The organism is Fibrobacter sp. UWR4, from assembly GCF_003149045.1.
In the GTDB taxonomy this organism is placed as follows: domain Bacteria; phylum Fibrobacterota; class Fibrobacteria; order Fibrobacterales; family Fibrobacteraceae; genus Fibrobacter.
In genome coordinates, this window is record NZ_QGDU01000007.1 from 30,882 (window position 1) to 44,106 (window position 13,225).

The window sequence follows — 13,225 nt, forward strand, 5'->3', positions numbered from 1 at the left end:
CCGAAAACAAAGAAAACCTCCCCCACAGGGAGAAGGTTTTCCATAAGCTCTAAACCGAAATTTGAGAATTAGAGGCTCTTGATGGTGTAAGCCATCTTTGCGTTCCGGGAGGTCACACGAACCTGGAGAACGCCCTTAGCCTTGGGAAGGAAGAAGACTTCACGACCCTTGCTTTCCATAGACTGGACCATATTGCCGTTCAAGTCAAATACCTGGACCTTGAAAGGAGCTGCATTTGCACTAGCAACACTTACCACACCATTGGCATTGACCAAACGGAAGGAACGGGCTGCAACAGCCTGATTGCCGATAGCAATGTTGCCACCCGGATTTACCGCAGAAGTATCCTTAGCCGTAGTATCCTGGACAGAAGGATTCTGAGTGGTAGTATCCTTCACCAGCGGAGAACTCTGGGTACCCAAAACGGCATCGGACTTAGGAGCCTTCTTGGAAAGGATATAACCGAGAGCGCCCACCAGCGGAGCGTTCAGGTCCACGCAGACTTCGTTGGTGCTGTAGTTGGAAACAGTACCGTTATGGCTTCCACTATTGAAGTCACCAGCAATCATGCCACCCAGAAGCTTGTTCTTTTCGGGAGGACGCAAGCCGGAATCCACTTCACGGCCTTCATCTTCGTTAGCATAGTAACCACGATGATGAGGTGCGGTAGGAGCGTTAGCGCCATTAGCCGTAAAGCCAACCACATAGGACTTCTTGCTATTGTTGTCGCCCAACAGGTAAGCAATGTTCTTTTCAATCATGCTATCGTAGCTGTCGTCGTCATAATACTTCGCATAGAGAGCATAAAGGAACGCGCCACCGGAGGGAGAACGAACCGGGAAGTCTCCGGAGCCCTTCTTTTCCGGGATAAAGATGCTGTTTTGCGCCTTATTCTTGTACATCTTGTCCAAGAACATCTTGGGAGTAGCAGCACCATAGTCATCACTGTCGATACCGATGGAGTGACCAACGATTACGGACAGAGGAATGGCATTCGCATAGTTCATAGGAGTGGAAGCGCCACCGCTAAAGTCAAGATCGTAGAAGACATCTTCTGCGGCGCTCTTGTACTTGCTATCCTTAGTGGTGCGGTAAAGTTCAAGGGCAGCCAGGAACTGACCATCAGTCACACGGCCATTCCACCAGTTGGCATTGTAGAAAGAGCCAGAAGTGGTCACGCCCTTGTGAGCCATGGCATAGGCATAGGCATTCTTTGCGCCCTTCAGGTACTTTGCACGGTTGGATTCATCGGGATCCACACGGGCCATCACCGCAAGCATTGCGGCGGCCATACCAGAAGAATAGCTGTCATTCGCATTTGCAGTCATGGAACGGGTGTCGCCACCATTGCCGGAACCCAGGGTACTCATCTTACCGGGAGTCACCCACTTCATGTGGTCGGCGTTGCCATCACCCTTCACGGAGATGAAGGTCTTTTCATCGGGAGCGGCCTTTACCCAGAAGTCAGCTTCGTAGCGAAGTTCTTCCAGAAGGTCACGAACCTTATTAGGCTTACCACCCTTACGGGTGTAATCGTTTGCAGCCTTATAGTCAGTGAAATCACCTGTATAGAGGTCGTAGAAACCTTCGGTAAATTCAGCATAGGCAAGAGCTAGAATGTAGGCAGAATAACCCTGAGTCTGCCCGAACATCACATGGTCACCACAGTCAAACCAACCACCAGTCATATCCTTACCCTGGTAGGCATCCTTCATGAAGCTGGTAGTATAGTTGGTACCGTCAGCTAACCAGTTGGGACCCTGGCCAGAACGCTGTGCACCATAAAAACGGGTGGTCATCCATGCGGCTTCCACAAAGTCATCCGTGCCAAGAGCGGCGGAAGCAGTGGTAGCGGCGAGACCGAAAAGGGCAAGACCTGCCATCAAAGATTTTTTAAAGAACATAAATTCTCCTCAGAAGATACTCTGATTGTACGCCAAATCCCAATTCCAAATACACTCTTAAATTTAAATATTCCCGTCAAAAACAAAAGATACGCAAGTGTAAATCTTGCGTATCTTTCAAAGTCGTGTAAACTGAAGTTAACAGAAGCTAGTTAACTGTCTTTACAAGCACATCATGCAGGATGCCATTGGAGAAAGCCACCTGTTCTGCATCCACGAACTGCATTTCAGATCCATCGATGTGGGTAGACTTTCCGCCAGCTTCTTCCACCAGAAGGGCAATGGCTGCAATATCCCAAGGATAGCTCATGGTCATGACAAAGCAATCCAGGCGGCCACATGCGGTAAAGCAACCTTCAATGACTGCCGACCCGAAGCACTTCACACGCTCGAAAGCGACCGCCTCTGCAGCAAAATTCCTGGAGTTCTGGGCGTTGATTTTCTGGGCATCGCCAACGTTGAAATCCCCATTGCTGACAATAGCGTGAGTAGGATTGTCTTCGCGACTGACGTGAATGGGTTTGCCATTCATGAAAGCGCCCTGGCCCTTGATGGCGGTAAACATTTCCCCAAGTTTCGGGAGGTTCACCACAGCCACAAGAGGCTTCCCTTCAAAATGAAGGGCAATGGAAATGCCCCACAGGGGGATTCCGCGGCTGAAGTTCACGGTGCCGTCCACCGGATCGATGATCCAGCGGTAGCGGGAATCGGAACCATCAATGACACCCGCTTCTTCCGTACGGATAGAATGTGTGGGGAACGCAGCACGAAGACCTTCCACAATCAGTTTTTCGCTGGAGACGTCAGCGATAGTCACCACGTCTTTCGCAGTCTTGTACTTTACATCACCCAGATTGTTTTGTAAATCCAAGCAGATCGCACCTGCTTTTCTAGCCAATTCCTCGGCTACTCTCAAGAATTCTTTCGTTTCTTCGTTCATGGACTACTCGGGATAAGCGCAGCAACGGAAACCGATGGCAGGAGACTTATAGAACGCGGCCGCATGACGATAGGCCACCTTCTCCCCTGTCAGGAAAACCACTTCCACATGGTCCGGCACATACTTCAGGTTACCCGCCAAGGTATCCAGCCATTCATCGCCGCCATTCTTGTATTCAGAATAGAGGGCATAGTCCGTACCGATGGAATTACCGTTAGAGTCCTGGACATCAAAGAACTGCAAGGAATCGGTAAAGTCCTTTTGGGTCAGCATGGCATAAAGTGTACGGGACGTATCCGCAGAGTAAACCGTATCCACACGGGTACCTTCGCGATACAGGTAGATCGTATCCTGCGTATAGGCCGGCCTTGTAAAGTACGGGAAGCTGCGGGTTGTACACAGGGCCTGGGCTTCGCGATCCAGACCACCAAAGATCATATAACTGCCGCCCCTAATAACAGCAAGGGTATCTTCGGAACGTCCCAAGACCCATTCCTGCAACTGGCCAGGGAAGTCATGCACACCCATAGGGCTTACACAACGGGGATTACGGAGAGCAAGATCTTCAGCCATGGTCGATACGCCCGATCTTACGTTACAATAGGAGTAAAGATATTCTTCCGCACTGAGGGAATCATCCACCACCACACCATAAGAATAGGTGCCGCCAGAGAGGCAGACATCCTGCCAGTCCTTTTCGCCACAAAGGCTCACCGTAAATCCGCTGGCGGAAATCGCCTCGCAGGCAGCTTTCGCCTCGGAATGCAGGACATTCGTCACGAAGTTTCCGTCTTCGTCCTGGTGTTCATACTTTTCCATGCAGAATACGGAGGAATCCGTCTTTACGGCAATAAAGCCAGCAGGACATTCCACCTGGGAGGCCAGTTCACCAGGAGAAACCACGATGGTATCCACAAGAGCCTTGGAGTAATAGCCAGAGGGATCCTTGGAGCGAATTCGAATAATCAAGGTATCACCGGGAGCCACCCAACGGATCGTGTCCGTTACGAATTTGCCATCAGGATCCACCACCATGGAATCCCCTTCCATCGCAAAGAGTGTGGAATGACGACCGGCCCCACCTGCATAGGAATAAGGTTTCCAATCCTTTTTAGCGGCATCATAATAGTCAATTACATAGCTGGCAACCGTATCGTAACATCCCAGATAGTAACAGTTATTCGGGAAAATCAGGACGGAGTCTTCCTTGATTCCATGTTTTACATCTACAGGATCAACACTTCTGCTCCAGTAGATCAGAACACGATTGTTGCTATCCAGGCGGGTCATTTCAGAATACAAGGTATCCTTCATGGTGAAAACGGCAGTAGGCATCAAGGGCGCGATAGAGTCCGTAGTATTAAACAGGTCAGATGCGGCACCTTCCACGCCAGAGTAGTTTCCGGCGGAGTCATAAGCCACCAGACCTCTGGTATAGGCACTTTCCGCCTTAAGGCCTTCAATAATCAAGCGGAAACGGTTCTGCTCGTTATCTGCGGTATCGATACCCAGACCATCGTAAATCAGAAGGCGAAGTTCATTCTTACGATTGTCCCCATGTTCAAAAGAAGCGACCCACATGGAATCGGAGTTGGCATTGATACGGGCATGACGCTTGTACAGCTTATCGCCTGTGGAATCCGTACCGGCAGAAGAAATGACGGTCACCTTCAGGTCACGGATATCCTCGTCGGCATTTTCCGCACGAATGATGATGTTATAACCGGCAATGGGACCATTCAGGATGTTAGGCTTGTAATAATCCGTCTGATCCGAGGGACGATACCATTCGAACTGGGCTCCGGTGGTCCAGGTGGAATCTTCTGAGAAATTCACCAGGGACGGATCAATATCATCTCCAAAGTGGAGATAGACACGCTGGACAGAACCCGGATCCTTATCATCGGAATATCCGCAGAAAAGACCCACCATCAGACTATCACGACCTTCTTCCACATATTCCTGGATGTAGGAAGTCAAGTCGATGGTATCGAACTTAGCGTCACCGCCCTTATAGGGGAAGACGGCCGTCGCCTTAGACAACTTGGAGTTGGAAACAGCCTTGGCAGTATCCCCCACCACCGTGGAGTCCACCCAGATGTAGAAGGAATCCAGATGTTCGGTTTCGATAGGAATGCGGAAACGCAGCTGGAAGCAGTAAGCCCCGCTGTCGGCACCATCCGCACACTGACGGAGGACACTCATTTCGGAAGTTTCACGATCGAACTTGTACTCCACCCCTTCCGCATCGTCGGAGCAGGCCACCATCCAAATGCTGGCCAGGAGCGCAAAAAAGAATATCTGGAAAAATCTAAACATCTTCGTCAAAATACAAAAATTAACTAGGCCAATTGATCAGGGTTCAGGCATTTCAGTTCATCCACCACAAAAATGCCATCCTTACGGATCAACTTGTCGTCAAACCAGATTTCGCCGCCACCATATTCGGGACGCATAATAAGAACCAGGTCCCAATGGATGGCACTAACGTTACCATTAGGAGCGTCTTCGTAGCAACGGCCCGGAGTGAAGTGAATGGAGCCTGCGATCTTTTCGTCGAACAGGATATCGCACATGGCGGAGTTCACGTAAGGATTGAAGCCGATGGCGAATTCACCCACATAACGGGCGCCTTCATCCGTATTGAACAGGGCATTCAAGGCTTCGTTATCGCCTGTTTCGCAGGAAGCCTTCACGATGGCGCCGTCCTTAAATTCCAGACGGACGTTACCGAACTGCTTACCGTCATAGAGAGAGGGTGTATTATACTGAATCACGCCGTTAACGCTATTGCGGACGGGTGCAGTATAGACTTCCCCATCGGGAATATTCATGTTGCCACAGCAAGGTACTGCCGGAATATCCTTGATGCTGAAGGTCAAATCCGTGCCCTTGGAAACCAGACGCACCTTATCCGTACGGTTCATCATGTCCACCAGGTTCTGGGCAGCCTTTGCCATTCGGGGATAATCAGCCAGGCAGGCTTCAAAATAGAAGTCTTCAAAAGCTTCGGTACTCATCTTGGCGGCCTGAGCCATAGACGGGTTGGGCCAGCGAAGGACGCACCAGCGGGTCTTATTTACGCGGTAATCCAGCACGGCCTGGTTCGCAAGGCGGTACTTTCTCATCTGGGGGCCAGGAATATCGCAGTTTTCCATGGCGTTTTCGGCGGCACGGATGGAGATATAGCACTGCATTTTCTGCATTTCATCCATAGCCAGGTCTGCAGCCAGCTTCATCTGTTCTTCAGAAGCGGTCATGATCATTTCGCGACGAATACGTCCGCTGTAATTATGAACGAAGGCGTTACCACCAGCCTTCACCACAGCCTTCACCAATTCCGTGGAAAGTTCATCGGGAGTGTCGGTGGTTTCAATCAGGATATTTTCGCCAGCCTTCAGGGCAATGGCGTTATTGATCAAATTTTCAGCAAGCTTTGTAATTCTAGGGTCTTTCATGACCATAAATATAAAAAACCGATAGTGCGTCCACTACCGGTTAAAAAATTATCAAACCATATACCAAGTAAAATACACGCTATTCAGAGAACGTGAAGGGAACCGTTACCGTGGTATTACCGGACTTCACCGTACCAAAGGTCCAGCGGCTAATGGAATTCTTGATTTCGTTATCGAATTCGCTGTAGCCGGTGGTGGACGAAATGATATTGATTCCGATAATTTCACCACCCGGGGCAATGATGAACTTGAACGTCACCTTGCCCGCAAAGCCCGGTTTCATCTTCAGATACTTATTGTACACATGGCGCAAGCCCGGAGTTCGTTTACGGATGACCTTCATCACATCGGAAGCCGAACGGGAAGACGTACCTGCCCCCATATCGATTTCCTTTGCAGAAGGAGGTCTCAAATTTCCCTTCAAGGACTTGGTTGATAGCGCCCCGACAGAACCGCCCTGCAGGCCTGTAAAAAGTCCATCAATTCCGCCGCTACCGCCAGAGGCGTAGCCTTCATTGATACCACCTGTTACAGTTCCACGGCGATCGCCAAAGTGTGTTTTACCCGTAAGTTGAAGACCGCTGCTACTTTTAATTACTTTGTCTATATCCTTCGCAAACTTTTGCTTAATCAGATCATAGGAGCTATTAGAAGCGCTCTTCGTCATTGCAGTAAGCATCTTCAGCACACTACGCGCCTCAACGGCATTGGGCCTACCCTGTCCCTTGGGTTTTCCGCCACCGCCTTGGCGCTTACGCTGGATTTCCTTTTTTGTTTTCGTTTCTTTCTTGGGAAGTTCCTTCTTTTCCTCCTTCTTTTCAATGACGTTAATCGTGGCAATCAGTTCATCGTCCTTTCGTTCCAGGAAAATGACATCATCCACCATTTGTTCATACGTTGTCGCCAAAAGACACAGCGCCAACGCCACTACCATGGACGCACTGGCAATTGCACCCATTTTCTTATCGGAATCCGGAAGTAGGGATGCCACAAACGGATCCATTTTGATCTTTACGTTTTTCATGATTTTATCCTCCTTTCCTTGCGGAAAGATGTTGTTTTGTTTATGGGGAAAAATTTTTAGACAACAGGGAGACACCACTCTAGAGAAGAGCGTTTAAGCACAAAGGCTTTTAAGGCCTATGGCTAAAGGACAATCGTTGGACAGGACTTTACAGAGAAAGCCTTACAACAAAAAAGGAAACAACAATGTAAAAGAGACTACCAAACACCCACGTCATTTCGAACAAACTTATTCCGTCTTCGCATGACGTTCCTGTACAACCATAAACTACAACGAATAGAGCCAAAAAAATCGTCATTACAAGTAAACAAATCTTTAACGGTTGGAATGTAAACTCCGTCCATTTTAGACAAAGCCCGTAGTTACTAGGGACGCAGGCAGTTTACCGCTTATAATCAATGGATCCGATTTACAAAACAGCCCGAAATTCCATTCCAAATTAGAGTAAAACGGGCTTGTTTAATTGCCACGGATGAACCACGATTTTATATTTCACGCATCATGAAGCTTTTAAACACCCCTCCCGATCTTAATAGAATTGCGCGCCCCAACTGGATTGAAATCAACCTCGACGCCCTTTGTAATAACATTCAGTTTATCCGTAGTCAGATTCCGGCCAATACCAAGATTCTCTTGCCCGTAAAGGCTGACTCCTACGGACACGGCAGCCTGGCCTGCTCCTTTGCCGCAAAGTTCGGCGGTGCAGACTATCTGGGCGTCGCCCACATTAGCGAAGGCATGATCCTGCGGCAGTATGGCATGGACTTGCCCATCCTGGTGCTCGGCCCCTGCACTCCTGCAGACTTCGCCTACTTCGTTGAATTCCAGCTGACCGCAGCCATTACCGACATCCGCACCGCAATGGCATTCGACCAGTTCCTCCGCGACAACAACTGCACTTGCAAGGCTCACCTGAAGATCGATTCCGGCATGAACCGTTACGGCTTTGATGCGGAAGACTTCAACAATATTCGCGCGGCACTCAGCTTGAAGAACTTGAAGTTCGAAGGCATGTTCACTCACTTGGCTACCGCCGACATGCCGGGCAATCCCAAGACCGAAATCCAGATCCAGCGTTTCGCACGTTTGGTTGACGTGCTGGAAGCGGAAGGACTCCGTCCGGAAATCTGCCATTGTTCCAGTTCCGCAGGCACCCTGACCCATCCCGAAAGCCATTTCGACATGGTGCGTCCGGGCCTCGCCCTCTATGGATACAACCCCATGGGAGCCATTCCATCTCCGTGGCCCATCAAGCCTGTCATGAAGATCAAGTCCACCATCCGCCACATTCACGACGTAAAGCCCGGCGAAACCGTTAGCTACGGCGGCTACTGGATGGCACAGCAGCCCACCCGCATTGCAACCATCGCTATCGGTTACGGCGACGGTTACCTCCGCGGCGAATACAACAAGGGCTTCGTCTTTATCCGCGGTCAGCTCTGCCCCATTCTGGGACGCGTCTGCATGGACGCCACCATGGTGGACGTGAGCCATATTCCCGACGTTCAGGTGGGCGAAACTGTTGACGTGGTGAACGGCGAACTGGATTTCCGCATTTCCATGGAAAGCGTAGCCGACGACCACCACACCATTCCTTACGAACTCACAAGCCGCGTGGCTCGCCGCCTGTACCGCAAGTACTACTGGAAGAACCGCCTGGTTCGCTGGGACTACCTCCGCCAGGAATTTGGCGTGAGGGATTTCAAGGAATTTCCGTTGCGCTAAAGTTTTGAATTAAGCAGCACGAAAAAAGGCGGTGGACAAGCGAAAATACTCGCACATTCCACCGCCTTTCTTTTAATTTACATGTAAAAACCAGGCAAAATAAGCACATATGTCGCCTTTTTTCAACAAAAGATTTCCACCGCCAATTTTCCCCATGTTAGAGTGAACGCACCTTTTTTATGTATATTCAAGACATGGATTTCACAGATGAAAAGTTTACGACCGTTCGCCACCGAAACCTCTGGGGGGAATGGACTTTTGTATTCGAGAAATCCAAGTTGTGCAGTCTGAACTACTCCAATGAAAAAGAGGCTAAAACCATAAAGCCAAGTTCGCTACAGGCTTGCACCTACGCTTTCGCCGACCTAGATGCAGAACTGCAACCATCAGTAAATCGCGCTTATAAAAAAGTGGTCCAGCAGCTGAACGAATACCTCCTGGGAAAACGCAAGGAATTCAAGATTCCATACAAACTATACGGAACAGAATTTCAGGTAAAAGTCTGGGAGTCCCTTAAGGAAATTCCCTTTGGCGAAACACGCTCCTATAAGGACATCGCCGAAATGGTAGGAAACCCCAAGGCAGTCCGTGCTGTTGGCGGAGCACTCCACGTCAACCCCATTCCCTTTATCCTCCCCTGCCATCGCGTGATTGGCAAGGCGGGCGACCTGGTGGGATTCGGTCTTGGTCTAGAAATGAAAAGACGCCTCCTCGTCATAGAAGGCGCCATTCCACAGGAAATGTTTTTAGAATAATATTGAAGGACGTTAGTCCTTATCATCAAAGGGTTCGGCTTCTTCCGGCTCTTCCACGATCCAGTCGCGGATGTGGCTTGCAAGATCCTTCTGGCAGTCCTTTTCAACAGCGTCAGCGAGTTCCGTAAGTTCATCGGCGTCCATACCGGCAAGGTCTTCTTCAAAACGTTTGACGTAAGCGGACAGCTGTTCGTAACGCTTCATGGCAGCAAGCAACTGCATGAATTCCAGATCTGCGGAAGCGCCACAGCGGAATTTTTCGTGTTCTTCCATCAGGAGGTTCACGTCGTATTCCGGCAGCAGGGAGCAGAGACGCCCCAGGTTCATGACCTTGGGGAACTTCTCGTAAAGTTCGCGAGCGATCTTCATGCAGTCCATCTTGCGGCCTTCACGGTCAGCAATGGCAGCCTGCAAATCCAGGTAAGCTTCCTCATCCTCACAACCAGGATTTTTCACGTCGTTCAGCCACTGCTTTGCGAGGGCTAAGTTACCAGAAGTCAAATAGGTGTTGGCAATATCCAGGAGAGTCGTATTGCTCTTGTCCGGATCCTTCAGGAGAGAGGCCTTGGCGTAATTATTCCCGTCGTTGATGGCGTCGGCCATATCGCAAATGGCATCCAGGACATCTTCGCGGTTTTCATCTGCGAACTGGTCTTCCTCTTCCAGAAGTTCATTCAACAAACGGGCGGCACGTTCCTGCGGCATCACCTCCTCGACGCTCAGGAACACCACGGATCGACCATCCCCACCCACATGGCGCACCGCCAGGTCATGAATCAAGTCGGCCACGTAATCCTTGTCTTCAAACTGCTTGGCAATTTCGACGAAGAAAGTACCTGCGTCATAATAGAGGCCGGACCAATATTCCTGTTCTTCCTCGTCTTCCGCCTTGAAAGTCAGAAAGTCGGTACGGAGGGTCCATGCCAAAAGTTCCAGCTGCAATTTCGGGTCGGTCAACTTTTCAATATCGTCAATACCGTTGGCGATTGCCTCGTACAGATCATCAGGACGATTCAGCAAGCGGCTTTGGCCGTTTACCACCTGAGTCAATGTTTCGCGGAGACGATCTTCTTTACTGCGGTTGGACTGAGCCAGAGCCGGGGATTTCCAGGAATTTTTCTTCTTTGCCATGCATGCAAATGTAGCAAAGTTTTATCGGGCTTTACACCTTAATTGTCTTGCAGCAGAGTTCTGCGGCAGCGGCGTCGGGCAGGCATTCCAGGTAATAGGAAGGAACGATCTGAGCCATCCTATTTTCCGTTTCATGAAGACCATCGGCAATAGAGGTATCCCAGCGTTTGCCGGAAATACTGGGGACGATGGCGGCATAAGCCTGTAAGCCTCTCAAGCGCACGATTTTATTGTAAGGAGCCTGACTCAGCAGGACAACACCGCCCAGAGGCATCGTCAAATTCTTGTAGCAGGGAGTCTTTCCACTCCAGGGTGAGCCGTAGACCCAGGCGCCATCGGTACGGATGCGGACCACGGGATTGTCGTCGTTCACCAGTTCCGTTTCGGCAATATTCTTGAGCCACAGGCGAGCGTGAGTGCTCTTGCCAGTGCCGCTCTTGCCCAGGAACATATAGCCCTTGCCATCCTTGCTTACCACCGCGGCATGGAACAGCACCGTATTCATGCGGGCCGTAGCCAAGGCGTAAAGCACCATGAGGGCGTTATCCAAGCCGGCCTTACGGAATGTAGGAGCGAGACGCAGTTCCGCCCGGCGATAGTCTTCAGAACAAATTAACATCCCAGACAGTTTGTCGCCAAACTTGAATATAAAGACAGAACAACCATCAACAGTATGCCCGCAATCGATGGACTGTCCTTCTTCTTCCTGACGGATATCAATCTCGTAATCCAAAAGGGAAAGGCCACCTACAGAACCTGCAGTATCTGCGACAACTTTCAAATCGAATATGTTTTCAGAATTGCCAGCAGAGGCAACCTGAAACGGCATGTAGTTCCCCATCAGCGGAAGCAATTCCGCGGACAAAGCCTCGTCTTCAAAGATCACAGAGAAAACGTGACCACCAACTTTATACAGGGAACTACACATAACGCCTAAACCAACTTTTCTTTTCCAGCTAGAATTTCTTTAATACGAGTCATGAGTTCATCAGAAGCACCCGCTTCTCGAACAGCATCCAACGTAGAGGAGCAGCCCTCAGCAAGACCTTCCGCACGACCTTCCGCACGACCTTCCGCACGGCCTTCTGCGCGGCCCTCAGCAAGACCTTCCGCATGGCCTTCCGCATGACCTTTCCTCTTCGCTTCTACGGTATGATAAGCGATAAAATCCAAATGTTCGTCATCGGTCATCATATTGTTAACCTGATCCTTTAGAAGTTGCTTATTTGCGTTACCCACAAAAATCCTTCGTAAAGCGTCCGCAAAGACTTCATCGTCAAAGTTCGGCAACGATTCCGCCTGCCCCGCATTCTTTATGAGGTAAAGCCATCGGTCCTCATCGTTTTCAAGAGAACCCTCTGACTTTGTGAACTGCGATAAATCAAGCATAATATACTTGATTTTCTCTGTAACTGTCAAGCCTTCCCCATTAGAAATAGACCATACATCATGATATCCCTTTTGACGCGCTATTTTGAAATCGCAGACCCATATAGCGTAGGTCGGCGGGAAATCGTAACGTCTAGCCTCGCGTTCAGCCCTCTGTTCCTCCGTCGGTTCCAAAGGGAACAGTTCCTTGTACTTTTTATCGTATTCATACTTTGACTGAATCACAAACGCGCTATGCTGCAACAAAATCCGTTCCGTAAAATTTGTAGGCGAAACCTTTTGCATTTCGACATTGATGCCATAACCGCTTTCCGTGGTGGCACGAATATCAAAGCGAAACGACTTTGTTTCCGGAAACAGGATGTTTAGTTCCGGATTCCGAATTTCAACTTTTACAATCCGTTCTTTTTCTGCCAGATGCAGGACGCCGTTCAAGAAGCTTACAAGAGCAGCCTCATCATTAAGCAGAGCCTTAAAAGCGGCGTCATAACGGGGATCCAGGTAGGTCCTGTTTTTAAGTTTTTCCACAAGTTCCGCTTCTTGCGGAGTGAATACAATTTTCTCTTCGGACATAGTAGCCTCCATTTTTTTGAAAAAAAGAAAAACACCTGATTGACTCAGGTGTCTGGAGACTATTAGTAACGCTCGGGATGAACAATAGCTTTTACAGAAAAACTGTAAAGGGTCATTCTGTAAAACTACTGTAAAATTCGAGATTTTCGACAATCGGGAATTAAGCCTTGCGGTCCATTTCAGGATTGTAGAGGCAGCCGAATTCGTCATCGTATTCGGTAACGCCTTCGGGACCGTCAGAAGCGCCAAGCAGGGGGGCTTCCATCTTCAAATCAACAATATCCATCTTCGGAGCGACATATTCTTTCTTAATCATTTTCATAGTC

The 13,225-nt window shown here is 49.5% G+C and carries 11 protein-coding genes and 1 pseudogene; 3 read left to right on the forward strand and 9 right to left on the reverse strand.

Translation table 11 applies throughout. The features are described from left to right. Positions 1-68: 68 nt before the first annotated feature. From BGX12_RS04110 to BGX12_RS04130, 5 genes are all read right to left on the reverse strand, one after another. Positions 69-1,904 carry a glycoside hydrolase family 9 protein gene (locus BGX12_RS04110; protein WP_109734823.1) on the reverse strand — a complete coding sequence of 612 codons (1,836 nt, stop codon included), beginning with the start codon at positions 1,902-1,904 and terminating at the stop codon, positions 69-71. Between the two features lie 148 nt (positions 1,905-2,052). Beyond that, positions 2,053-2,844 (reverse strand): inositol monophosphatase family protein, encoded by a 792-nt coding sequence (locus tag BGX12_RS04115; RefSeq protein ID WP_109734824.1) that lies wholly within the window; start codon positions 2,842-2,844, stop codon positions 2,053-2,055. A 3-nt stretch (positions 2,845-2,847) separates the two neighbouring features. After that, positions 2,848-5,163 (reverse strand): hypothetical protein, encoded by a 2,316-nt coding sequence (locus BGX12_RS04120; protein ID WP_109734825.1) that lies wholly within the window; start codon positions 5,161-5,163, stop codon positions 2,848-2,850. A 23-nt stretch (positions 5,164-5,186) separates the two neighbouring features. Then, complete coding sequence (locus BGX12_RS04125) at positions 5,187-6,302, reverse strand: aminopeptidase (RefSeq protein WP_109734889.1); 1,116 nt, start codon at positions 6,300-6,302, stop codon at positions 5,187-5,189. A 79-nt stretch (positions 6,303-6,381) separates the two neighbouring features. Beyond that, a complete protein-coding gene (locus tag BGX12_RS04130; RefSeq protein WP_109734826.1) occupies positions 6,382-7,326 on the reverse strand; it encodes an AgmX/PglI C-terminal domain-containing protein in 945 nt (314 codons plus the stop codon). A gap of 501 nt (positions 7,327-7,827) precedes the next feature. Between BGX12_RS04130 and alr the strand changes: the two genes are divergently transcribed. Continuing rightward, positions 7,828-9,051, forward strand: coding sequence for an alanine racemase (gene alr / locus BGX12_RS04135; RefSeq protein ID WP_109734827.1), 1,224 nt, complete (start codon positions 7,828-7,830; stop codon positions 9,049-9,051). Between the two features lie 194 nt (positions 9,052-9,245). Next, complete coding sequence (locus BGX12_RS04140; protein ID WP_109734890.1) at positions 9,246-9,806, forward strand: methylated-DNA--[protein]-cysteine S-methyltransferase; 561 nt, start codon at positions 9,246-9,248, stop codon at positions 9,804-9,806. Between the two features lie 12 nt (positions 9,807-9,818). Here the strand turns inward: BGX12_RS04140 and BGX12_RS04145 are convergent, their stop codons facing one another. Beyond that, positions 9,819-10,937, reverse strand: a complete 1,119-nt coding sequence (locus BGX12_RS04145; RefSeq protein ID WP_109734828.1) for a hypothetical protein — start codon at positions 10,935-10,937, stop codon at positions 9,819-9,821. 31 nt (positions 10,938-10,968) lie between these two features. Then, entirely contained in the window at positions 10,969-11,865 is an 897-nt protein-coding gene (locus BGX12_RS04150; protein WP_109734829.1) for a hypothetical protein, read from the reverse strand. Between the two features lie 51 nt (positions 11,866-11,916). On the opposite strand from BGX12_RS04150, the gene BGX12_RS16070 reads away from it, so the two are divergent. After that, a complete protein-coding gene (locus tag BGX12_RS16070; protein ID WP_370245404.1) occupies positions 11,917-12,066 on the forward strand; it encodes a PT domain-containing protein in 150 nt (49 codons plus the stop codon). Here BGX12_RS16070 and BGX12_RS04155 read toward each other — a convergent pair. Then, positions 12,003-13,109: pseudogene (locus BGX12_RS04155) on the reverse strand (Rpn family recombination-promoting nuclease/putative transposase); the annotation flags it as partial. The gene BGX12_RS16070 and the pseudogene BGX12_RS04155 sit on opposite strands and share 64 nt — an antisense overlap. Further along, positions 13,060-13,215, reverse strand: coding sequence for a hypothetical protein (locus BGX12_RS15450; RefSeq protein WP_158278162.1), 156 nt, complete (start codon positions 13,213-13,215; stop codon positions 13,060-13,062). The gene BGX12_RS15450 and the pseudogene BGX12_RS04155, both read right to left, overlap by 50 nt. Between the last annotated feature and the right edge of the window lie 10 nt (positions 13,216-13,225).